Below are 21,752 nucleotides of genomic sequence, written 5' to 3' on the forward strand. Positions count from 1 at the left end.
CCGCCCGTGATGTCCTCAAACGCTCTCCCGGAGCGTTTGCCGGCGGCAGGGCCGCCGGTTCAGGACATCACCCCTTCGCGCCCTGGCCGCGGGCGTATTTGTCTTCGTAGCGGATGATGTCGTCCTCGCCCAGATAGGAGCCGGTCTGCACCTCGATCAGCACCATCGGCACCTTGCCGGGGTTTTCCATCCGGTGCACGGCGCCCAGCGGGATATAGACCGACTGGTTCTCGGTCAGCAGCTTGACCTCGTCATCCACCGTGACCTTGGCGGTGCCGGCCACCACGATCCAGTGCTCCGAGCGGTGCACATGGCTTTGAAGCGACAGCGAGGCGCCCGGGTTCACATGGATGCGCTTCACCTGGAAGCGGTCGGCGAGGATCAGCGTTTCGTACCAGCCCCAGGGGCGGTGATCGACGGGGAAATGCTGCGCCTGCTTGGCGCCGCGCGCCTTGAGCACCGACACCGCCTTCTTGACGTGCTGGCTCTCGGAAATGTCGGCCACCATCACCGCATCGCGCATCGCCACGGCGACGGTGTTCTTCAGGCCGATCCCCACCAGCTCGATCTCGTCGCTTTCCGAGCGCAGGAGCGTGTTTTCGCAATCGAAGGCGGTGGCGTGGTCGGAGAGCGCGTTGCCCTTCTCGTCCTGGCCGGATTCCTGCCAGACGGATTCCCAGCCGCCCAGATCCGACCAGTGCCCGTCGAAGCGCACCACCGCGACATTGTCGGCCTTTTCCATGATCGCGTAATCGATGGAATCCTCGGGCACCTGGGCCCAGAGATCCGGATCGAGCCGGGTGAAGCTCAGATCCTCCTCGCCCGCGTCCAGCGCGGCCTCGACGGCGGCATAGATTTCCGGCGCATGGGCCTTGAAGGCGGCAATCAGCGTCTGTGCGGAGGCGAGGAAGACGCCGGCGTTCCACAGATGTTTCTTGTCGGCGAAAAGCTCTTCGGCGCGGGCCGCATCGGGCTTTTCGATGAAGCGGGTGAGCGCGTGCACGCCGGGATGGATCTCGGCGCCGGCCTCGAGCCAGCCATAGCCGGTCTCGGGGCGCGAGGCGGCGATGCCGAAGGTGACGATCCGGCCCTCGTCGGCGGCGACCTTGCCCTGGGCGACGGCGGCACGGAAGGCCTGCGGATCGGCCACGGCGTGGTCGGAGGGCACCAGCAGGATCAGCGTGTCGGGATGGCTCTTGGCGGCGAAGAGCGCCGCGGCGATGGCGGCGGGGGCGGTGTTGCGCCCCTCCGGCTCGATCATGATCCCCGCCGGGGTGATGCCGACATTCTCGAGCTGTTCGGTCACGATGAAGCGGAAATCATTGCCGGTCACCAGCACCGGATCGGCAAAGCCCTCTCCGGTAAAACGCCGGGCCGAGGCCTGGAACAGGCTTTCGTCGCCGATCACGTCGGCGAACTGCTTGGGATAGCTTTTGCGCGACAGCGGCCACAGGCGTGTGCCGGAACCGCCGCAGAGCAGAATAGGAGTGATCATGATAACTGTCCTTCGAAATCAGCGATAGGGAGTGTCACAACGTATTTCGGCAGGGCCGCCGTCTATGAGGATCTGCGGCCGGTTTCCGGTCTCGGGGCCCGTGGGCCGTGAGAGGACGGGGGGCGCCGGCATTCATGCGGACCCGGCGCCGGGATCCGCGGCACCGGGGGCGAACCGCTCCCGCGCGGCATCGTAGACCGTCCGGTCGTGGATGACGAGCTCTTCCATCTGGGACAGGGTTTCTGCCGAGGGCGTCTGTTTCTCGATCCGGCGCATATTGGGGTTGTCCTGCATCAGCCCCTCAAGGGTCTGCTTGGCCTCGATCTGTGCCACCGGCGGTTTGCCCAGCAGCTCCGCCAGCCGGGCCACCGAGGCGTCGTAATCGCTCATGAAGCCGACAAAGTCGAACCGGGCGAGATTCTTCAGGGCCTGGTCGCGCATCAGGGAAATGTCGTCCTGGCGGGGATCGGGGGCGCCGTTCCACAGATGTCCGAACTGCGGAACGTCGGAGAAATGCCGGGCAATCGAGTTGTTGACCGCGAGATGGGCGCGCACGGTTTCATTGGCGAAATAGGCGTCGATGTCGAGCCGGACCGCCCAGCGGGCGAGCACCAGGTTCTGCTGCTCCACGAATTCGGGCCGGTGGGCGCGGTGGAAATGGTAGAGCGAGATCAGCCGGTCGCGGGGATCGCGCAGGAAGGAGACCAGCCGCCGCTGTCCGGGGATGAGGCAGGTGGAATAATAGTCGTAATGCCCCGAGAACACCCGGTAGGGGGTCATCGCCGCGGCGCTGTACCGGTTGAGCCGGTTGAGCCGCTCGGGATGCACCGTGCCGGCGCCGTACCAGGCGGCCAGCAGCGCATGCAGGGTGGTGCCGCCGCATTTGGGGATGTGCAGATAAACCACCCGCTCGACATCGACGGGGCCGATATCGTTGCCGTTGCCGGAGAGGGCGGGCTGATGCTTGCCGCTCTGGCGGAACTCCTGGGAGTTCAGGATCTTGTGCGCGACGGTCTGAAGATCCTCGCGGACATGCACCTCCAGCGCCTTGGGGTCCGGTTGCCGGCCGAGCAGGGCACGGTAGAGGACCGTGACCTGGCGGATCTTCTGCTGCGGCGGGCCGGAGGCTGGAACGTCCCGGTTCGGGTGCGACATCTTACCGTTTCCCGGACTGCTCGGCGAGAATCTCCCGCAGCCGTCCGCCATAGCGTTTGGCGATGGCCTTGGCCGAGAAATTCGCGCTGATATTGGCATAGGCGGCTTCGGCCCTGGCGGCGCGGGCGGCCGGGTCGTCATAGGCGGCACGGATCTGGCGGGCGGCATCCTCGACGCTGGGTTCGGCCCATTTCGAATCCGGTCGCACGAAGATGTAATCGCCCTGCTTCAGCCGGCTCTCTTCGTAATCGACCAGCCAGGCGGTCTCCTCCGAGCAGAAATCCATATTGCCGGAATAGGCGGTGCAGATCACCGGCACCCTGAGCGCCATGGCCTCGATCATGCCAAAGCCCCAGCCCTCGGATTTGTGCAGCGAGATATAGCAGTCCGAGCCCGCCTTGAGCTGCAACAGGTCGCGATAGCTCAGCGTCTCGTTCATCACCACGATGCGGGGATCGTCCGACATGATCGCGTCGACGCGGTCCCAGAGCTGCACCTGCACCGGATCGAACACGCTGTCGCGGTTCTGCGTCTTGACCACCAGCCGGGCCTCGGGCACGCCCTCGAACGCCTTCTGGAAGGCGGTGAGCACCGCGACCGGGTTCTTGCGCTGCACGAAGGAAAAGCTGTCGAAAGCCACCAGGCAGACGTAATGGCTGTCGTCGAAGCGGAAGCGGCGCTTCACGTATTCGCGGGCCTCCGCATGGTTGATGTCGGGATGCTCCTCATAGCACATACCGACATTGACCACCGGCTTGCCCTTGGCGTCGGGCTGGTAGATCTGCACGCCGTATTCGGTCGAGACCCAGATCTCGTCCAGCAGCTCCATGCCGAGGTAATGGCAATAGGCCGGCATATCGAGCTCCCAGAAGAAATACCCGATATTATAGGCGCCCGAGAACACGTCGGGCTGATAGGCATAGGCCAGCGGCGTGGATTCCGCGTTGAGGTTGATCAGGTTGATCTTGGCGGGGCCGTAATCCTCGATCAGCGTATCCGAGGAGAAGCCCTCGGGCGCCGGGTTGTCGAGATCGAAATCCACCCCGCGCACGTTCAGCCCGGTCTCGCGCAGGATGGCGGCGGAAAGCCGCGTCGCCTGGCCGAGCCCGGAGGCCTTGGCCAGCGGGCCGATCAGCTGCACATCGACCTCCTCGCGGTCGGGCTCGGGGATCGGCAGGGCGGCGGCCTCGAACCGGTTGCCCTCGCGGTCGCGGGTCAGGAAGGAATAGCTGTCGAGATCGAAGAATTTCTTGCGCAGCAGGGCGGCGTAACGGTCGCGGGGCAGGGCGATGTAATCGGGCGTCCCGTCTTCGTTTGCGGTCTCGTCCGCCTCCGTGCCATGGCTCTTGGGCTGGGCGTTCAGCGCGTTGACGAAGAGTTCCAGATCCGAGGCGTCGTTTTCGTTCTCGGGATTGGGCGCCAGCAGCTTGTTGATCTGGGTGCGCGGCATGTAGCGCAGCAGGTCGGGCCGGATCGTCGCGTGCAGCAGCAGGGACAGGGCCAGCGTCTTGCGCCCCTCCGCCGAGCCGGGATCGAGGAAATGCAGTTTCGGGCTGTCGAGGAAATAGCGCTCGGTGAAATAGCTCAGCGGCCAGGCGTCGAGCCGGCGCGAGGGATGCACGCCGCGCAGGAAATCCGCGAAACGGTCGGGGACCAGGCAATCCTCGAAATACATATGGGTGACGTCCTGATGTGCCCACCAGAACAGCACGTTCATGTATGTGTCGCGGTCGTTGAGGTTGAGCTTGCTCATCATGTCGGGACGGCCCGACAGCCGCCACCACATGATCCGGCTGAGCGTGTAGTTCTGCCCGCCCATGACCAGGGGGGCGTTGAGGTAATCCACCAGATCGCGGGCGAGCGGGACGCGGCGCTTTTCCTGGCTGCGATAGGCGGTCAGATACCAGTAGAGATAGCGGTCCTGGCTCTCGAGTCCCTTCTCGACGGCGTAATGCTCGTCCATCCGGTAGCGGTAGCGCACGTAATCGAGATAGGCCGGCTGGCCGCTGTCGGGGATCTCGGGGATCAGCCGGTCATGGGTGAACATCGTGCCGTGCCGGGCAAAGGGCGGCTGTTCGACCGGCGGCAGCGGGCCGTCGGGGGCCGGGGTCTCGTCGAGCAGCTCGAGCATCGCCGCAAGCTCGGGTTTCAGCGCGTGGCGGCAGCGCGCCACATCGTCGGCGCCGACCCTGGGGTTGTTTTCGTCGACGGCGAGATGCAGGGTTCCCAGCTCGACGCTGTTCTCGCCCTGGGTGCGGATGCTCACATGGCCGTCGGCTTCGGCGATTTTCTGATAGAGCGCGTCGGACAGGCCGAACTGGAAGCCGCAGGCCGCCTCGCCGCCGGTGGCGGCGCGCACATCCTCGCGGATGGCATCGGCGATACCTGCGTCCAGCAGCGTGTCGCCCGCGTAGAGGCCGATCGGAACCCGCCCCTTCTTGCTGTCGCGATAGATGACCCAGCCACGGACCACGCCCTCTTCGGAAAGCCCGTCGACATTTCCCCGAAACGGGCCGTGATACTGGTGGCCGTTGATATCGACCGGGCCCTTCAGCAGCCGCCGGGCGGCCGACCGGAGCTTCGTTTTCAGGGGAAAGCCGGGGGTCATCTATATATCCTGTCTGCTGCTCTTACTCTGATCAGGCGAGCGCGTCGTAATCGGCGCGGGCCATCATTTTTGCCAGATCCCGCACATCGACCTTCGGCACCCAGCCCAGCTTGTCGCGGGCCTTGGAGGGATCGCCGATCAGCAGATCGACCTCGGCGGGGCGGTAGAATTTCGGATTGACCTTCATCACCTGCTTGCCGGTCTTGCGGTCGGTGGCGGTCTCGGCGTCGGCCTCGCCTTCCCAGACCAGATCCATGCCCAGCTCTTCGGCGGCATAGGTGAAGAAATCGCGGATCGTGGTGGTCACCCCGGTGGCCAGCACGTAATCGTCGGCCTCGTCCTGTTGCAGCATGCGCCACATGCCCTCGACATAGTCGCCGGCAAACCCCCAGTCGCGCCTGGCGTCCATGTTGCCCAGCTCCACCGGTCGCTCGCCGCCGCGGGCCAGCGCCGCCAGTCCGAGGGTGATCTTGCGGGTGACGAATTCCTTGCCCCGGAGCGGGCTCTCGTGGTTGAACAGGATCCCCGAGCTGGCATGCAGGCCGAAACTCTCGCGGAAGTTCATCGTCATGTGATGGCCCAGCACCTTGGCCACGCCATAGGGCGAGCGCGGATAGAGCCGGGTGGTCTCTTTCTGCGGCACTTCCTGGACAAGGCCGAACATCTCGGAGGTCGAGGCCTGATAGAAGCGCGTCTCGGGGCGCAGGGTGCGCAGCGTGTCGAGGATGCGCACCACCGCCATGCCGTCGGCATCGGCGGTGTAGACCGGCAGTTCCCAGGAGGCGCCGACGAAGCTCTGGGCGGCGAGATTGTAGAACTCGTCCATCTCGATGCCGCGGATGGTGCGGAAGATGTTGTTCTGTTCGGTCAGGTCGAATTCGTGGAGCGTGACTTTATGGGCAATGCCCAGGGCTTCCAGGCGGGGGGTCTCGGCTTGCGAGATCCGGCGCACGCCGCCATGAACCTCATAGCCTTTGTCGACGAGAAGTTTCGCCAGATAGGCCCCATCCTGGCCGGTGATCCCTGTGATGAACGCTGTTTTCATGTTTTCCTTAGCCTTTGAAAGTCACCAGGACATGCGCGCCGCTGGGACGAGCAGGGCCGCGTTGCCGCAGAGGTGATACCCTCCAGTCTTTTTTTGCGCAACGAGATAGGGCTGCCGTCGCATCGCACGGTCTGGCGCCGTGTCGCTTCCGGCGGAATCGTGCTGTCAGGCCGGGCGGCCATGGCGGGGCCGCCCGCCGGAGAGCGTGGGTCGGCGTGTCTCCAGTCAGGCGTTCCGGTCGGCAATCGATTTCGCTCAATGTCATTTTCGGTCGTGCAAAAAGGCGGGCTGCGGGCGTGTCACTGCGCCCATTGTACCGCGATATCGGTGTCGATCTGGTTGTAGCCCCAGGCGCTGCGCAATTGCTGGCGAAAGCGGTTCGGCTTCGCCGGCAGGCGGAGCCCATCCTTGGCGGACAGCGCAATCCCGGTGGAGGCCAGCGTGTCGCGCCAGAAATCCGGTGTGATGATGGCATCGCCGACATTGATCCCCTCGAGCCCCACCGAGAAGCTGTCATGCGTGAAGCCCGGGATCAGGTAATGGCCCTGCTTGCCGAAATAGCGCGCTTCGTGCACGCAGCTCGAGGACAGCGCGGCCACGCCCCTGAGATTGTGGTGGGAGACCAGCCGGTAGAAATTGTCCGTGGTCACCGTGTTCCTGGGCAGGCGGCTCTGTATCTGCTCCAGAACCTGTTTCTGCGGCTCCAGCGGGTGCTCCTTGATCAGAACGTGATCGTATTCGCGGGCGATCTCCTGAAGCCGGTCGAAATGGTCGAGCGCAGTGACGAAGCGCCCGTTCTCGATCACCACCTTGTCGTAGCTGGTCTGGAGGATGAGCAGCAGGCTGTTGGGCCGTGGCGGGTGCGGGTTGGCCTTGGCCACGTTCGAGGACAGCACGCCCGCCTGGAGGCGGATGAGCGCTTCGGGCACTTCGTAGGCGCGGAGCGCCTCGGTGATCTCGGGGCTGCTGGCGCTGGTCTCGAACAGCAGGTCGTCCATGAACCGCACCGGCGACAGCGAGCAATCCACGAAAGGGATGCCGTGACGGTTCAGGAACGTCACCAGATAGGGCGGCAGTTCGAAGCCGATCACCAGGCTGTTGCCGAAGAGGCGCAGGAATATGTCCTCGACCATCGCAGGCAGGGTCTCGGCGGCGAAGAGCGTCGGCCAGCTGTGGATGTTCGGCGCCTGCCAGAACATCCTGTAGATCGAGGCGACGGCATCGCGGTCGAACCGGGACTGGTTGACCCAGTTATTGTCCCAGTGAACGATTTCGCAGGGCAGCCCGGTGGCCATCCGGACCGGGGTTTCCAGCAGCCGCGCGAGCCACTGGATATTCTCGTGCTGGGTGGGGCGCAGCGTCGCCACGGAGGGGCGCAGGAAATCCCCGGTGAAGATGACTTTCTCGATCGGCATGCTCATGCGGCCGCCTCCAGCTTGTCGGCCCGGAGGGTGGCAAGGATATGGCGGAACGGTTCGGTCCAGGCGTCGCTGCGTTCGACGACGACGTTCTGGATCATTTGTTTCGACAGGCGTGTCCGCAGGCGGGGATCGGCGAGCAGCGCGCCGATCCGGTAGGCGAAGGTTTCCTTGTCGTTGGCGACCAGCGTGTCCGGGAGCAGGTGGCGCATGCCGCGGGCGCCCTCGTCCGAGGTCAGGATCGGCACGCCGTAGCAGATCGCCTCCAGTGTCTTGGTTTTGACGCCGCCGCCGGCATAGGTGGGGTTCAGCGCCAGATCGACCTTGCCGTAGATCTCCACCAGATCCTCGACCCGTTCGTGATTGATCACGGTGGTGTTGGGCGGCTGGAAATCCGGGACGGTCACGTTGCCGACGATATGCAGGTTGGTCTGCTGGCGGACCAGCGGCATGATCTGGCGCAGCAGGTAGTCGAGCGTCATGTCGTTGACATCGCTCTGGGCGGCGATGAACAGCAGATCCTGCGCGTTCTGCCTGGCGCGGTAGATGTCGCGCACCGGCAGGCGGAACGGCGCTGTGACGATCGGGATATCCGTCATCTGGACGAACTCGGCGTGATCCTCGTCCGACATGGCGATGGCGATATCGTAATAGGACAGTTCCGCGCCCTCGCTCTCCGGGGTCATCGAAAAGGTGGGGGTCAGCCCGTGCCGGGCGAAGGACCGGGTCCGCTGCGACTGGCAGTCATGGGTGTCGATGATGCGCACGATATCCGGCGACAGATGTTCGATCATCCATTTGCGGTTGAAATAGGGGGTCAGCACGCCATCGAACCCGTTGGATTCGAGGTAATGCTTGATGCCCCGGACCGCCAGCTGCCGGTCCGCGCGCACCCCGGGGATGTCGCCTGCGCCGAGCGTCGCGACCAGCGTCTTGAGGTGTTTCCGGTCGATCAGCTCATAGGGGGCCTGCTCGGCGAAAGACGCGAATTTCTCATGCATGGTGACGCTGCTGATCACCGTCAGATCGCAGACATTGCTGAGCGACTGGCAGAGGCTTTCGTAGCGGATGGCTGTGCCGACATTGGCTTCCCAGTAGGGAAAGTCGCAAAGAGCAGCGATCTTCATTGGTCTGCCGGCTGTGCGCCGCCGTCTCCGATTTCGAAACCGCTCACCGCGCTGTCCTCGCCGGAGGCCGGCTCCGTGAGCGGGCGGCAGGTGAAGCGCGAGATATTGGCGCCCAGAAGCCGGGTGTCCTGCGCGTTGGGCTGCCGGAAGTCGGTCATGACGAATTCGACCGGCAGGTAATTGGCGGATTTCAGGTCTTCCCCTTTCAGCGTCAGCCGCGCGGTGAACCGCGTCGGCGTGTTTTGCTCGGGGACGATTTCGGCCAGCGTCTCGCCGGCGCGGATGGTCAGGCTGCCGAACTGTTCGGGATCGAGCAGATGGCCCTCGATCTCGACGATCTGGTCGACCGTGCCCAGATGCGGCAGGCATGCGACCGAAACCTCGCCCGGGCGCATCCAGCGGTGCACGCGGTTTTCGGAACGCTCCAGCGCGTGCCAGCCGAAGGCGAGGACCGAAGGTTCGAAGCCGAAACTCTTGGCGGCCCGGGTGATGGTCTCGAGCCGCTCGCCATAGGCCGAGATCGCCAGCGGATCGTCGTAGATCCTGGCGGGATCCTGCTCGCTGCGGTTCTCCATCTCGAGCCGCAGCAGATACAGCTGCGCCTGGACCTGCGAAATGCGCTTGTTGACCTGTTTGTACAGCTCTTCCGGAGACAGGGCGGAGCCGATCGCGTTGTTCTCCTCGAAGACCGAGGCGATGTAATCGGGCACGTTGCCCAGCACTTTCATGTCGATCCGGGTATCGACATGATGGCGCATGCGGTCGAGCTGCATCAGGATGCTGACCTGCTCGGCGATCGCTGCGATGCTGTCGTCATTCATCGGCTGGGTCGCTTTCTTGTCTTGCATGTGTCCGGGAGTCCTTTGGTGAAAGCCGTTGCGGAAGATCTCAGCTCGAAAGCGGCAGGACCGGGTCCTGCGATTTGGTCAGATCGTCCAGGGCACGCAGCTGGCCGATGAGCTTGCCCATCAGATCCACCGGGATCATGTTCGGTCCGTCGGAAGGCGCGTTGTCGGGATCCTCATGGGTTTCGATGAACAGCCCCGAGACGCCCACCGCCACGGCGGCGCGCGCCAGCACCGGAGCGAATTCGCGCTGCCCGCCAGAGGTCGTGCCCTGGCCGCCGGGCTGCTGCACCGAATGGGTGGCGTCGAACACCACCGGGTAGCCGGTCTGCCCCATGATCGGCAGGCCGCGGAAATCGCTGACCAGCGTGTTGTAGCCGAAGGAGGTGCCGCGGTCGCAGAGCATGATGTTCTCGTTGCCGGTCGAGGCGATCTTTTCGGCGACGTTCTTCATGTCCCAGGGGGCCAGAAACTGGCCTTTCTTGACGTTGATCGCGCAGCCGGTCTTGCCGGCGGCGAGCAGCAGGTCGGTCTGCCGGCACAGGAAGGCCGGGATCTGGATCACGTCCACGACCTCGCCCGCCGGCGCGCATTGCGCGGCGTCGTGCACATCGGTCAGAACCGGCACGCCGAACTCGTCGCGGATCTTCGACAGGATGGTCAGCCCCTCTTCCATGCCGAGGCCCCGCTGGGTGCTGATCGAGGAGCGGTTGGCCTTGTCGTAGCTGGCCTTGAACACGAATTTTGTGCCGGTGGCGGCGCAGGCTTCGGCGATCTTCTCGGCCATCATGCGGGCATGATCGAGGCTTTCGAGCTGGCAGGGGCCGGTGATCAGGAAGATCGGGTTTTTGCCGCCAACGGGAATGTCGCGAATGGTGATGGTTTTGGTCATGGGTCCAGTCTGTCTCGGTCTGAAAGGCTCTGGGTGGGAAGTCATGCGGTCTGGCGCGGGGCGTGTCCAGCGCCCCGTGCCAGGGGGCTTACAATGCCTTCAGCGCGGCTTCGATCCGTGGCACGTCGGTGGGGTTGTTCAGTTCCCAGAACACCCGGCCACGCGCCGAGACCTCGACGCAGCGCACGGGGATGCCGGCGTGCAGAAACCGCAGCTGTTCCAGCCCTTCGAGATTTTCCAGCTGGCAGGGCTGGCGGGCGGTGTAATCGCGCAGCGCGCCGGGCCGGTAGGCATAGACGCCGACATGATGGAAGACCGGGATCGGATCGGGCAGCTTGCCCGGGTCGATATAGGGCAGCACCTCTTTCGAGAAATACAGCGCCCGCATCTGCGCGTCGAACACCGCCGTGGTGCCGCCGACGCGGCCGTTCTTGCGGTCCTCGACAAAGGCGTCATAGGTGTCGCGGTCGCAGCGCAGCACCGGTGTGGCCATGGCCATCTCGGGCTCGGCGCGCATCGCCGCCACCAGCTCCTCGACGAACCAGGGCGGGGTCAGCGGCGCGTCGCCCTGGAAGTTCACCACCAGCTCGGGCTCGGCACCGAGCTTTTCCAGCGCATCGGCGCAGCGTGCGGTGCCGTTCTCGCAGCTTTCCGCGGTCATCACGACATCGCCGCCGAAGCCGCGCACCGCCTCGGCGATGCGGTCGTCGTCGGTGGCCACATAGACGGCGTCGATGCCGGCGATCTGGCTGGCGGCCTCCCAGCTCATCTGGATCAGGGTCTTTTCGCTGCCATCGGGCTGGCGCAGCGTGGCCAGCGGCTTGCCCGGGTAGCGGGTCGAGGCGTAGCGGGCAGGGATGAAGATGACGGTATTCACAGGTTCACACGACTCCGGCGCGAAGAAAATCATGCATGTGCAGGACACCGACAGGGCGCTTCGCCTCGTCGATGACGAGCAGCGAGGTCACCTTGCGTTCGTTGAGCAGTGCCAGCGCCTCGGCGGCCAGCATGTCTGCGGTCACGGTGACCGGCGAGGGGTTGGCGATCTCGAGCGGGGTGCTCTGCATCAGCTTGTCCATGTTGCGCCGCAGGTCGCCGTCGGTGATGACGCCGCTGAGCTTGCCATGTTCGATCAGCGCCGCGATGCCGAAGCCTTTCGAGGTCATGGTCAGCAGCACTTCCTGCATGGTGGCGCTGTGCTCGAGCACCGGCAGCGTGTCGCCGGAATGCATGAGCTCGGAGACCCGGCGCATCTGCGCGCCGAGCTTGCCGCCCGGGTGGAAGACCCCGAAATCCTCGGCAACGAAGCCGCGCTCCTCCATCAGCGCCACCGCCAGCGCATCGCCGAGCGCCAGCGTCAGCGTGGTCGAGGTGGTGGGGGCCATACCGATCGGGCAGGCCTCGGGCAGCTTGGGCAGGGTCAGGCGGAAATCCGCCGCCCGCGCCAGTGTGCTGTCGGGGTTCGAGGTGATCGAGATCATCGGGATCGAGAAACGCTGGGTGTGATAGACGATGTCGCGCAGCTCGGAGGTCTCGCCCGAATTCGAGATCAGCAGGCAGACATCGTCCTGAGTGATCATGCCGAGATCGCCATGGCTCGCTTCGGCGCAGTGCACGAAATAGGAGGGCGTGCCGGTGGAGGCGAGCGTGGCGGCGATCTTGCGCCCGATATGGCCCGACTTTCCGATGCCGGAGACGATCACGCGGCCCTTGCAGGACAGGATCTTCTTGACCGCGCCAGTGAGATCCGGCGGCAGGTGCGCCGCCAGGTGGGACAGCGCATCCGCTTCGATGGTCAGGACACGCCGCGCCGCGGCCAGCGATGGTTCTCCGGAGGTCGTGCTATCCGTTTCGACAGCTGCAACAGTCATGCTTGAAGCTCCTTTAGAATATCGCAATGAATTTGGTGAACGCGTTGTCAGAATTAGCCGATTGGCTAGCATAGCTGCGGAGTGAAAGCTACAGCCGGAGAGCAAAAATCCAGGCATCGGCACCGACCTGCCGGGTGGCCGCGGAGGGGGTTTCGCAGGCGCGGACCGCGGGGACCCGCCGGGCAGGATGCCGCTGGGCCGGTTACTGGAACATGGCGGCATCCGGATCCGTCACAGCCCGGATTTCAAAGCTTTCCGCGTCGATCTCCACCCGGTGCGGCAAGTGGGTCTCGGGGTCGTCCGACCGGTAGGCCGCGGCGTATTCCTTGCGGAAGGTCTCGGCATAGGAGGCCGTCAGCTCGTCGCGCAGCACATTGGTGGCCTGCTGTTGCTTGCGCTTGCCGGCGGTGACCCCGAGCTGGGTCTCGAGGAAGCCCACGGCCTCGGACAGATTCAGGTTTTCGTAATCGGCCAGCATCATCCGCTGCGGAGAGACCGTTTGCAGCAGGCGTTTGCACAGATACTGCTCCTCCAGGTAGAGGGCGCGGATCTCGCGCGAGAGCCGTTCGAAGCTGTAATCCCACTCCTGGCTCTTCTCCAGGTACTGTTCGCGCTTCTGTTCGTCGAACAGGTGGTAATTGCGGGTCGCCTTGGCGCGGTCGCGCGACAGGGCCTGCATCATCTTGTTGCCGCGCAGCAGGTAGATGACCGGCAGGCGCTGTAGGAAGGCGTCGAAGGCGCTGCGCTCGAAAGCCGTGGCATGGGTGTCGATATCGCGCAGGAAATGCGAGATCAGCTTTGTGCCGAACACGCCGTTCTCGGTGCCGTAGCGCACCAGCGAGGCCAGCCAGTGCACGAAGTCGAAGCCGCCGAAGCGGCCGTCCTGGCCGGTCTCGGATTTCATCAGCTCGATCACCGGCGGGCGCACATGTTCCAGCGGATGGCCCAGCATGTGATTGCGCATCTCGCGCGCCAGATGCTGGCTGCCCGAGCGGGGCGTGCAGGCGATGGCGAAGGCCGGCTGACTCAGCAGCGCCTCATAGGCGGCCTCCATCCCGTTCTTGGCCAGCGTGCCGTGTTCGGAAGCGACCTGCGGGGTAAGATCGTGTAGCGCGCCGTAGATCTCCGGATGGAGCCCGTTGCGCGCCAGCACGCTGCGCAGGTGGCGTTTGACGGCGTGTTCGTCCTGGGCGGTGACGACAAAATAGGGACCTGGCTGCGGGGTGAACCTCTTGCCCGTGAGCACGTGGGCCACGGGGGTCAGCCGTGCGCCCTCCGAGCTCTGCCGTTGCTTGATGGCCTCCAGGATCTCGGGATCGGCGACGATGGTGCAGGGTTTGCGGGTGACGGCCAGCCGGTCGAGGATCTTGTAGGGGTCCAGGAGTTTTTCGAACATAAAGGGCATTCTCGGTTAGGGGCAGTTGCTCAGCGCTCGGCCGTCAAAATCTTCCGCATCGGATGTTCCAGCGCGATCGCGGCGTCCAGATGCATTTCAGGAGAAGGGTAATATGTGTTGAAGCTGCGCTTTGCACCCGCGAAATTCACCTCGACGAGGCTGTTGTCGAAGCGGTCGCGCAACTGTTGCGGCAGGCCGCGGCGGCTGGTGCATTCGACGAAGGCGTCGAAATGCGGCGTGACCTCCTCGATCATTTCGCGCGACACGAAATGCGGAAAGTCCCCCATCAGCGTTTTTAGAGATTCCGCGGTCGGCGTGAACTCTACGGGCCGCACCGAGAACCAGAACAGGATTTTGCGCGTCTCGATCTTCGACGCCAGCTCGATCGTCTCTTCGACCCAGCGTTTCTGGGTTTCGCGCACCAGCTCGAGCGCGACCTGCGGCCCCTTCTCCTCGAGCACCCAGCGATAGGCGGGGGCGTCGGTCATCTGTTTGCCGTCCGCGCGGCGGACCAGGGTGTTGCGCCCGTCCGGGCTGGCGAACATCGAGTTTTCCGCCGAGCGGCCCGACATCACCTGTACCACGGTCAGCTCGCTGTTGGAGGCGTATTGCAGCAGCGCCGGTTTGCGCAGGTAGAAGCTCGCCCCCGCCCCGGCATAGCCCAGGTTGAGTACGTCGAGATTGAACAGCGATCCCATGATATCGGGAAACGGCACCCGGGCGAAGCGCCCGAAGGTCTGGGCCGCTCCCATGAAGGTCAGCTTGCGCTTCTTGTACATCGCCGCGGGCAGGGGGCCGCGGAACGCATGTCCGGCCAGCATCATCTGCCGGTAGTCTATGATTTTACGATCGGTGCCCTGATAGGGGCCGACAATGCCGCTTTCCAGGGTCTGCGAGCTGTAAAAGGGAGCCACGTCGGGCAATTTTATGGACATAGGTTTCCTGTTGTCATCCCTTGCGCGGGGCCGGCTAATGCGTTGGGCCGGTATACTGCGCTGTCATCGGCATTGTGAAACGGCCGCTGGCGGCGCCGGGGGCCGGCGTGCGGTTTTCGGTAAGAGAATGCATGGCCGACGCCTGTCGATCCCGCGGCGGATACTGTCGCCAGCATGGAGGGATCGGTTTACTCGGAAAAACGGGTTTTACCATTGTCGCGCCGGCGTCCTTAAATGATGTCACACAATGAACATGCGGGTCTGTGGAATGCAACTGCAATGGCCCCGGCCGGAAAACCTGCCTGCGATATCAAACATTAGGCGCCTATGCGCAAGGACGGGCGCCCGGGCCGCCGCGCCGCGTTCGGACCGTCCCGGAGAGCGGCGGCCCCGGAGGCCGCGCGCGCGGTTTCTGCGCGCGCGCCGGTTGTGCGGATCAGAGCTTTGCTGTATGGCCCGATGTAATTTTGGGCACCGACATCGCAGTGCGGATCGCGCCGAGGAACCCGGCAGGTGAAATCTGCTCGCTCGACAAAGGATAACAATGATTTACTTTCTGCATCACCATGATCGGACGAACCAAGGCGATGTCCTTTCCGGACCGTATAACTACTTCGACTTCGGGCGTTACGAGAAGGTCTCCTGGGATACGAGCATTGTCGGGCCGGAGAACGTCAGCGTGTCTGCTTCCGACGCGGTCATTATGGGCGGCGGGATCTATTTCACGGCGAACAAGTGGAAGCTGGCAAAGATGATGAAGGCCGCAGGCGCCTTTATCGGATGGGGCATCGGTCTCGACCCCAGGACCGAAGACAAGGAATTCGTCGACAGGTTCACCCTGCTGGGCACCCGGGAGCGGAAAAGCGAATATATCGACAACGAACGGGTTTTCTACATGCCCTGTTCGTCCTGCATGAATGCTATTTTCGACGAGACCGAAGCGAGCGGAGGGGCTGTGCCGAAGGCCGTGTCCGCGCGCAAGATCGCCATCCACACCAATGCCAGCAACGCCGATACGACCGCGCTGGGAAAGCGGGCCGACGGCGAGCAGATCGTCTGGACGAAAACCATCTCCACGTTCGATGAGACGATTGCAAACATCAAAAGCGCCGAATGCGTCGTGACCAACTCCTATCACGGAGCCTATTGGGCCTCGCTGTTCGGCAAGAAGGTCGTCTGCTTGAAAACGGAAGTGCCGAAATGGGACGGCCTGCACGAGAATGTCGTCTTTGCCTCCATCGACGAGGTGGATGACGCCATCGCAGCCGCGAAGCGCGTTCCGTTCGACTATCTGGTCGAATGCCGGACCCTGAACCGGTCGTTCTACAAGCGCGTGCAGGATCTCCTCAGCCTCACCGTCTGAGGGCGCTCACGATCTGCCTGCCCCGCGCCGCGCTGTCGAGATGGCGGGGCAGGCGGGGCACCGTGCTTCGCATCCGCACTGTGCCCCGCATCCGCAAAGCCGGCGGTTACGGGGGGATTGCCGCCCCGCCCGGGTCCACGCGATCGCTTGCCGCCGCCGGCCCCGCCGCAATCGCGGCGGGGCCGGGCGCCGACATCGCGGTTGTCAGGAGTGCGGTTTCAGGCCCCAGTTTTGCTTGAGCGTGTCCCTGATCGGAGATTGGGACGAATAGTGTGGCGGGAATGTCGGCGCGGTGTCGGACAATCCCAGAACGTATTGCCACCAGCCGGCGCTCAGGCTCCAGCCTTTGATCGAGGTGAAGACGCTGCTCTCGTCGAGGCCCGAACAATCGTCGAGCTCTCTGAAGTTGTTGATGGAATCGTAAAAGGTGTGCCCGTTCAGGCCGAAATACTTGGCCTCGACGCTCGCGCCCGAGCACAAGCTGTAAACATCCGAAATCAGGCCGCTGCAAAACAGATCGTATATGTTCTCATCTATGATCTTCAGATTTGGCAGGCCCGAGAGAAACCGGATGATGTCGTGGTCGTTCCTGACAAGAGGGTGGCGCTTGAAATAGACCACGTCGTAGGGCGACAGCTCGCGCGAGATCTCCTCGGCGTAATCCATCAGGGAAACGAACCCGCCATTCCGGATGGTGACCCGATCTCCGATGGTCTGGCCTGCAAGGAGCGCACCGGGAGCGAGGTCGGGAACGCTGCCCTGCGCGTTGCTTTTGAAGATGTTGGCCTCGACATAATGCTCGGCCTCTGTCGCCCCGAAGGCGGGGAGGCGTTCCAGGGCCGGCGGATAGTTCGTCCGGATCCCAAGGGTCAGCTCTTTGGCATAGCGTATCGGGTGAAAGGTAAGATCGATATAGGGGATCGCGTTTCTGTCGAACAGCTTGCAGAAGGACGGGGGGATCTCCAGGCCGAAAACGAGAGCGTCCTGGAACCTGTGAACGAGATATTCCGCCGCTTCCGGATGCAGCGTATCCGCATCGAAGATTTGCGCCCAGTTTCCGCCGTTCGGCTTCAGGCCGAAATTGCACAGATGGTAGAACTTCCTGATATCGAAGCCATCTTCGGGCATGCTGCGCAGTATGCTGACGGGCAGCGACGCGGCTTGTGACAGCACCGGCCCGAACATTCTGTAGAGCCATCCGATATTGACGTTCTGGTTTGGCTTCTCCTGGTTGAAACCCGTCCTTATGACGTCGCCGGTGACAACGATACGGCTAAATTTCATGTCGCCGGCATCGTAAACATGCGGCGGCGTCTGGCTCTCGATTTTCGGGTCTACAATTTGCATTTTAGTCGATTTTTCCAGGCTTGGACTGATGTTCCGCATAGAGGCGGTCAAGGAAGATCCGGGTGGGGTAACCGTCCAAAAAGTAATCGGAAATGAATTTGAGTCCCCTGTCCGAAAGGGTGGATCTGTTGCCCTTGTCCAGCAGCGTGATCATTGCGAGCACGAAGTCCGCCGCGGTGTCTGCGACAAGAAACGCCTTGTTCTCCCCCGCGCGCAGCCCCTCGCCGCCGGGGCTCGTCGTGACCAGAGGGCAGCCGAACGACATCGCCTCGACGGATTTGATCTTCATGCCGCTGCCATACGGGCACGGATTGATGACGATATCCGCCTCTTTGTATTTCGCGTCCAGATCGTCAACGCGGCCCAGAAACGCGATGTTTTCCCAGCGCCCCTGCGATGTGGATTTCTTGATCTCGGGAGAGTCGCAGATCGAGCCGCAGATTTCGAGCGTGAATTTTTCCGACGGAAGGTAGGGCCACACATTGTTCAGGAACCAGTTGAGCCCGTCGATATTGGGGTGCTGGTGCGACGCGGGGAACAGCACTTTGAGCGGGGCGCTGTCGTCGGCCTCTTCGATCGGCTTGTGGCTGACCTGTGCGCGCGCCGAGTGCGGTACGTAAACGACCTTGTGCGCCGGCAGGGCTGCGGCCGACATCACATATTCATCCTCCTGGATCGCCACGACGAGATCCGTCAGATTCAGCACTTCCATCTCCGGAATATACTGGATGTTTATCGGGATCGGTCTCTTGACGTAGTTGAATATCGACGCCCTGATCGAGTTCAGGTCGTTGGTATCTATGACCGTCAGGCGCTTATTGACCTCGGGGGCCAGGTAAAGATGCCCCAGGAATGTAAATAGAAAGACCCCCAGATCCCTTTTCAGATATTCCTGAAAGCCGTGCCATACCGGAACATTAAAGTATTGCCGCAGCGCCGGATATTTATCGTAATATCCAAAGTTAAACTTCTTGTATTTCTCTCCCTTTTTGGCTAGGCTGGGAACCGGGATCACATTCATGCCCAAATCGGAAATTTTCTTCCGATCGCCGTCGTTGAGATATCTCAGGTATCCGATCTCCAGGTCGAACCTGGAGTCGGAAGAAATTGCCTGAAAGAGTGAAAATATTCTGTTTCTTGTGCCCGTATCCTGGTGCCAGATAGGGTGGTGCGTAACTATCGATATTTTGACGGACATTTCTCGTCCAATTCTGTTTTATGTATTCTGTTTGTGCCGTTTATGCTGATCGAACCGTAATATCGGTGACGCTCAATGCCAGATTGCGGCTTCCCGAGGGAACGGATCTGTTCGCGCACAGCTTTATTGAGCTCAGGCTCGGGTGATAATCCTCTTTGAAGGAGATCTCGCCTTCGAGGAACTTTCCCTTGCTGTCGTTCTTGAGGGGGACCGGCGAGTCGTTGCATGTCAGGGCGATATCCTTTTCGGACAGGCCATCCGCAAAGGACAGATAATCGATCCTGATCTTGAGCGTCCCTTCGTTCTTCACCCGAAAGGTCGCCACGAAGGGGATATCCCCAAGCAGCCACCGGAATTTCTTGTGGCTGGCCGCGCTGGTCTCAAGCTTGCCCAGCCCCGCAGGCGTAAAGGGATCGGTGATGTCGAGCTTCGCTTCGGCCGGCGGCGGCAGAACTTCGATGGCGGGCATCCGCAGCCCGTTCTTTTCGGCATAGTTTTGAAGCGCGGCCTCCGATACGCCGTCCAGTTTCGACTGGAGCAGCAAAACGGACGATATAAGAGACGATATGATGCTTTGATATACCTTGTCCTTGTCGCCGTCGCGCAGCGCATTGTCCATCAGGTCGGAAATATTATCGCTAATGGATTTGAACTGAAATTCATCGAACGCCGTCGAGAAGCGCTCGTTCAGAAGGTTTTCTAAGGGGGTCATTTTAAGATTACATACCTTGCTTTGTGGCAATTTTTTGGAAGGCACCCGGACACTACACAAGAGTGAGGACTTCTTGCATGAAGTCTCAATTTTTTCAAGAGCTAGCGGGTTTTCAAAAGGATGGTCGCTAGACCTCGTCTCGGACATCGCGACCGCAGCGGCCCCATGCCCGGAAAGTTGGCTCCGAACCGGCGGTGAGGTCAAGCGACAATGGGCCGAACGGTCCGATCCGGCTGCGTATGCTGCCGATCTGCCGTTTCCCGGTCTGCCTGTATGGCAGGATCGCCCGAAACGGCATCGGCGCGATCCTGCCGAGCGCGCTCCGGCAATCGGACTCGGGGAGACGCAGGCCGGGCCCGGGCGCCGATTTCGGGCAGTGATCTCGAATGGGTCGTTCGCTGCCTTCCCGGCCGTTTATGGCGACTTCTTGGCACGCCACCGCATGACCTGGCATCATGATCCCGCTTGTTGCTCCCGGAGCAGCTCCTGAACGAGGGCCCAGAACGGCGTGGGGCTGATGAAAACGGGGCTGTTATTGGCGTCGCGCCGGCTTTCGAAGCTCCGACACAGCAGCTTGGCGCTGCGATGTCCTAGGGCCGGTGCCAGACCGTCGTAATCGAAGCGGTTATAATTCTCCGAGCAGAGCAGCAGGCTGTGCTTTTCCCGCATGCCCAGCAGCAGATTGAACATCGCTCCGCCATACATGCCGATCACCAGGCGCGAGCGCCACAGCTTGTCGAGCTGCTGCGCCAGCGGCAGGCCCGAGGGGACGAAAACCTCAATGCCCCGCTCCGGCATCTCCCGCAGCAGCTCTTCCTCGTTCAGCAGCCGTCGGTCCCAGGCAAAGGCATCGTGTCGCGCGATATAAACTGGCGGTTCGGTGTTGCGCACCGCCGGGTCGAAATGCGGGGCAAAGGCTTCCAGCAGCAGTTCGGCGTTTTCCGGGCCGCAGAGGCGGGGATAATCGGTCACCCAGACCTCGCGGGCGAAGACAACCTCGTCGGGGCCCTTGGTCACCACCCGATCGCTTAGGCCCAACATCTCCAGGAAGCCTCCCCGCGAGGCGGCGATGCTGTCGGAGAGCAGCAGCCTGACCGCCGGATCGACCCGTTTGCGATAGTGCAGGATCGAGGGCAGCAGCTCGAGGAAGAAATGGGTATAGGCACGCTCCCAGTAGGAGGAGGCGACGAAGACCGGCTCCTCGACGGTCCGGCTGGCCTCGAACGGGGAGCCTTTCATCTGCACTTTGCCCCGGTCGCTCAGCAGCGTGATGCCATAATTGTGCAGCGCATAGGCATAGCTGCGGATATTCTTGAGCTCCGGCGTGATGAAAGGGGCCAGATGCGGCAGGAAGATACGGCCGAACCGGTCGTAGATCACGCCGCTGGTGCCGATATATACATCCCGCAGCCGGTAGAGGTGTAGATCCTGCGCACCGCGCCGGATATGGCCGCGCTGCGGACCATGGCCCTTCACATTTGTGGTCGGCAAGGTCCGGAAATTGTAGTCGGGAACGCTCCAGATCGGTTTGGTGTCGCCGGTCTCGGTCGGAGACCGACCGCCGCATTCCATCGAGAGCGACCAGTCCGTCGTATCGGTCATTCGATAAAGCCAATCATGATGCCATAGGGGGCGACGGTCCAGAGATAGGGGGAGGCGAACGTGCCCTTGCCCTCTTCCTGGTCGATCCGGATCCGGTCGCTGAAATCTCCCAGAGCCGGGCAGGGGAAGATCGTCAGCTGGGCCGTATTGCGTGGCCAGCGCCGGAAGGCGTGGGCTTTTGCTTCCGCCTCCAGTCGGTTGCCGCTCCAGGCTTTGGGTTCGGAAAACCAGCCGATATTGCGCAGACCGTGCTCGGCAATCAGCGCGGTGGCGGTCTCGCTGTCGCCGGTCCGGAACAGCCCGATGGCCTCACGCGTGTGGCGGCGGGCAGTCTCGACCATCCAGTCCGGCCAGCCGGTATTCAGCAGGATGGCGCTGTTTTCCGCTTTGTCGTTGAGATAGTGAAAATAGACATGCAGCAGAAAGATGCGGAGCTTGTCGCGGGAGGAAAGCCGCGCCTTTTCCTCGGCCGTCCAGAAGAAGTTCCAATAGGGCAGCAGGCTGTCCTCTCCGACCGGGTTTTCTGCTGTGGCACTGGACAATGCGTTGATAAAATCACGAATTTTCATATGCACTCAAGTCGCCAAATGCCCGTTTGGGCCCGTCTTTTTGGGCCTGTCTTTCGGTCTGTCGCCACATGCTGCGACCGGCCGGCCGCGACGTGGCTTGCTCTTTATCATCCGCGATCTGCGGTGACAAAGCATAACCTTCCCGCCGCGCCCCTGCCGGCATGCCCGGTGACG

General features: G+C 62.7%; 18 protein-coding genes. 1 reads left to right on the forward strand and 17 read right to left on the reverse strand.

Features of this window, described 5'->3' with window-relative positions:
- Positions 1-67 precede the first annotated feature (67 nt).
- The 12 genes from I6N89_RS21165 to I6N89_RS21220 form a co-directional block, all read right to left on the reverse strand.
- Positions 68-1,495, reverse strand: a complete 1,428-nt coding sequence (locus I6N89_RS21165; RefSeq protein ID WP_207020409.1) for a mannose-1-phosphate guanylyltransferase/mannose-6-phosphate isomerase — start codon at positions 1,493-1,495, stop codon at positions 68-70.
- 132 nt (positions 1,496-1,627) lie between these two features.
- Positions 1,628-2,650, reverse strand: coding sequence for a sulfotransferase family 2 domain-containing protein (locus tag I6N89_RS21170; protein ID WP_207020410.1), 1,023 nt, complete (start codon positions 2,648-2,650; stop codon positions 1,628-1,630).
- A 1-nt stretch (position 2,651) separates the two neighbouring features.
- The gene (locus tag I6N89_RS21175; protein WP_207020411.1) at positions 2,652-5,258 is read right to left on the reverse strand and encodes a glycosyltransferase; all 2,607 of its coding nucleotides are present in this window, start codon (positions 5,256-5,258) and stop codon (positions 2,652-2,654) included.
- A gap of 31 nt (positions 5,259-5,289) precedes the next feature.
- Positions 5,290-6,303: a GDP-mannose 4,6-dehydratase gene (gene gmd, locus I6N89_RS21180; protein WP_207020412.1), complete on the reverse strand. Its 1,014-nt coding sequence runs from the start codon at positions 6,301-6,303 to the stop codon at positions 5,290-5,292.
- A gap of 299 nt (positions 6,304-6,602) precedes the next feature.
- Positions 6,603-7,724 carry a hypothetical protein gene (locus I6N89_RS21185; RefSeq protein WP_207020413.1) on the reverse strand — a complete coding sequence of 374 codons (1,122 nt, stop codon included), beginning with the start codon at positions 7,722-7,724 and terminating at the stop codon, positions 6,603-6,605.
- On the reverse strand, positions 7,721-8,848 hold the full coding sequence (locus I6N89_RS21190) for a glycosyltransferase family 4 protein (protein WP_207020414.1): 1,128 nt from the start codon (positions 8,846-8,848) through the stop codon (positions 7,721-7,723). Before I6N89_RS21190 ends, I6N89_RS21185 begins: the two co-directional genes overlap by 4 nt.
- Complete coding sequence (locus tag I6N89_RS21195; protein WP_207020415.1) at positions 8,845-9,696, reverse strand: hypothetical protein; 852 nt, start codon at positions 9,694-9,696, stop codon at positions 8,845-8,847. The genes I6N89_RS21190 and I6N89_RS21195 overlap by 4 nt, the downstream gene beginning before the upstream one ends.
- Positions 9,697-9,736: 40 nt before the next feature.
- Positions 9,737-10,585, reverse strand: coding sequence for a 3-deoxy-8-phosphooctulonate synthase (gene kdsA / locus I6N89_RS21200; protein WP_207020416.1), 849 nt, complete (start codon positions 10,583-10,585; stop codon positions 9,737-9,739).
- Between the two features lie 88 nt (positions 10,586-10,673).
- Entirely contained in the window at positions 10,674-11,462 is a 789-nt protein-coding gene (locus tag I6N89_RS21205) for a 3-deoxy-manno-octulosonate cytidylyltransferase (protein WP_207020417.1), read from the reverse strand.
- A gap of 4 nt (positions 11,463-11,466) precedes the next feature.
- A complete protein-coding gene (locus I6N89_RS21210) occupies positions 11,467-12,456 on the reverse strand; it encodes a KpsF/GutQ family sugar-phosphate isomerase (protein WP_207020418.1) in 990 nt (329 codons plus the stop codon).
- Between the two features lie 202 nt (positions 12,457-12,658).
- Positions 12,659-13,852 (reverse strand): Stf0 family sulfotransferase, encoded by a 1,194-nt coding sequence (locus I6N89_RS21215; RefSeq protein ID WP_207020419.1) that lies wholly within the window; start codon positions 13,850-13,852, stop codon positions 12,659-12,661.
- A gap of 29 nt (positions 13,853-13,881) precedes the next feature.
- The gene (locus I6N89_RS21220) at positions 13,882-14,676 is read right to left on the reverse strand and encodes a DUF6473 family protein (protein ID WP_207020420.1); all 795 of its coding nucleotides are present in this window, start codon (positions 14,674-14,676) and stop codon (positions 13,882-13,884) included.
- 655 nt (positions 14,677-15,331) lie between these two features.
- Between I6N89_RS21220 and I6N89_RS21225 the strand changes: the two genes are divergently transcribed.
- Complete coding sequence (locus tag I6N89_RS21225; protein WP_207020421.1) at positions 15,332-16,150, forward strand: polysaccharide pyruvyl transferase family protein; 819 nt, start codon at positions 15,332-15,334, stop codon at positions 16,148-16,150.
- Positions 16,151-16,354: 204 nt separating this feature from the next.
- Here the strand turns inward: I6N89_RS21225 and I6N89_RS21230 are convergent, their stop codons facing one another.
- The 5 genes from I6N89_RS21230 to I6N89_RS21250 all read right to left on the reverse strand — a co-directional run bounded on the left by I6N89_RS21230 (position 16,355) and on the right by I6N89_RS21250 (position 21,578).
- Positions 16,355-17,548: a hypothetical protein gene (locus I6N89_RS21230; RefSeq protein WP_207020422.1), complete on the reverse strand. Its 1,194-nt coding sequence runs from the start codon at positions 17,546-17,548 to the stop codon at positions 16,355-16,357.
- The gene (locus I6N89_RS21235) at positions 17,499-18,518 is read right to left on the reverse strand and encodes a glycosyltransferase family 4 protein (protein ID WP_207020423.1); all 1,020 of its coding nucleotides are present in this window, start codon (positions 18,516-18,518) and stop codon (positions 17,499-17,501) included. The genes I6N89_RS21230 and I6N89_RS21235 overlap by 50 nt, the downstream gene beginning before the upstream one ends.
- Before the next feature lie 217 nt (positions 18,519-18,735).
- Positions 18,736-19,407, reverse strand: coding sequence for a hypothetical protein (locus tag I6N89_RS21240; RefSeq protein WP_207020424.1), 672 nt, complete (start codon positions 19,405-19,407; stop codon positions 18,736-18,738).
- A gap of 453 nt (positions 19,408-19,860) precedes the next feature.
- A complete protein-coding gene (locus I6N89_RS21245) occupies positions 19,861-21,009 on the reverse strand; it encodes a glycosyltransferase 61 family protein (RefSeq protein WP_207020425.1) in 1,149 nt (382 codons plus the stop codon).
- A complete protein-coding gene (locus I6N89_RS21250) occupies positions 21,006-21,578 on the reverse strand; it encodes a hypothetical protein (protein ID WP_207020426.1) in 573 nt (190 codons plus the stop codon). Before I6N89_RS21250 ends, I6N89_RS21245 begins: the two co-directional genes overlap by 4 nt.
- Positions 21,579-21,752 lie beyond the last annotated feature (174 nt).

Source organism: Salipiger abyssi, assembly GCF_017311415.1.
GTDB lineage: Bacteria > Pseudomonadota > Alphaproteobacteria > Rhodobacterales > Rhodobacteraceae > Salipiger > Salipiger abyssi_A.

Excerpts from the sequence above, each read along its gene's own strand:
- I6N89_RS21165 (WP_207020409.1), bottom strand. The coding sequence starts at position 1,495 with ATGATCACTCCTATTCTGCTCTGCGGCGGTTCCGGCACACGCCTGTGG.
- I6N89_RS21170 (WP_207020410.1), bottom strand. The coding sequence starts at position 2,650 with ATGTCGCACCCGAACCGGGACGTTCCAGCCTCCGGCCCGCCGCAGCAG.
- I6N89_RS21175 (WP_207020411.1), bottom strand. The coding sequence starts at position 5,258 with ATGACCCCCGGCTTTCCCCTGAAAACGAAGCTCCGGTCGGCCGCCCGG.
- gmd (WP_207020412.1), bottom strand. The coding sequence starts at position 6,303 with ATGAAAACAGCGTTCATCACAGGGATCACCGGCCAGGATGGGGCCTAT.
- I6N89_RS21185 (WP_207020413.1), bottom strand. The coding sequence starts at position 7,724 with ATGAGCATGCCGATCGAGAAAGTCATCTTCACCGGGGATTTCCTGCGC.
- I6N89_RS21190 (WP_207020414.1), bottom strand. The coding sequence starts at position 8,848 with ATGAAGATCGCTGCTCTTTGCGACTTTCCCTACTGGGAAGCCAATGTC.
- I6N89_RS21195 (WP_207020415.1), bottom strand. The coding sequence starts at position 9,696 with ATGCAAGACAAGAAAGCGACCCAGCCGATGAATGACGACAGCATCGCA.
- kdsA (WP_207020416.1), bottom strand. The coding sequence starts at position 10,585 with ATGACCAAAACCATCACCATTCGCGACATTCCCGTTGGCGGCAAAAAC.
- I6N89_RS21210 (WP_207020418.1), bottom strand. The coding sequence starts at position 12,456 with ATGACTGTTGCAGCTGTCGAAACGGATAGCACGACCTCCGGAGAACCA.
- I6N89_RS21215 (WP_207020419.1), bottom strand. The coding sequence starts at position 13,852 with ATGTTCGAAAAACTCCTGGACCCCTACAAGATCCTCGACCGGCTGGCC.
- I6N89_RS21220 (WP_207020420.1), bottom strand. The coding sequence starts at position 14,676 with ATGATGCTGGCCGGACATGCGTTCCGCGGCCCCCTGCCCGCGGCGATG.
- I6N89_RS21225 (WP_207020421.1), top strand. The coding sequence starts at position 15,332 with ATGATTTACTTTCTGCATCACCATGATCGGACGAACCAAGGCGATGTC.
- I6N89_RS21235 (WP_207020423.1), bottom strand. The coding sequence starts at position 18,518 with ATGAATGTGATCCCGGTTCCCAGCCTAGCCAAAAAGGGAGAGAAATAC.
- I6N89_RS21240 (WP_207020424.1), bottom strand. The coding sequence starts at position 19,407 with ATGACCCCCTTAGAAAACCTTCTGAACGAGCGCTTCTCGACGGCGTTC.
- I6N89_RS21245 (WP_207020425.1), bottom strand. The coding sequence starts at position 21,009 with ATGACCGATACGACGGACTGGTCGCTCTCGATGGAATGCGGCGGTCGG.
- I6N89_RS21250 (WP_207020426.1), bottom strand. The coding sequence starts at position 21,578 with ATGAAAATTCGTGATTTTATCAACGCATTGTCCAGTGCCACAGCAGAA.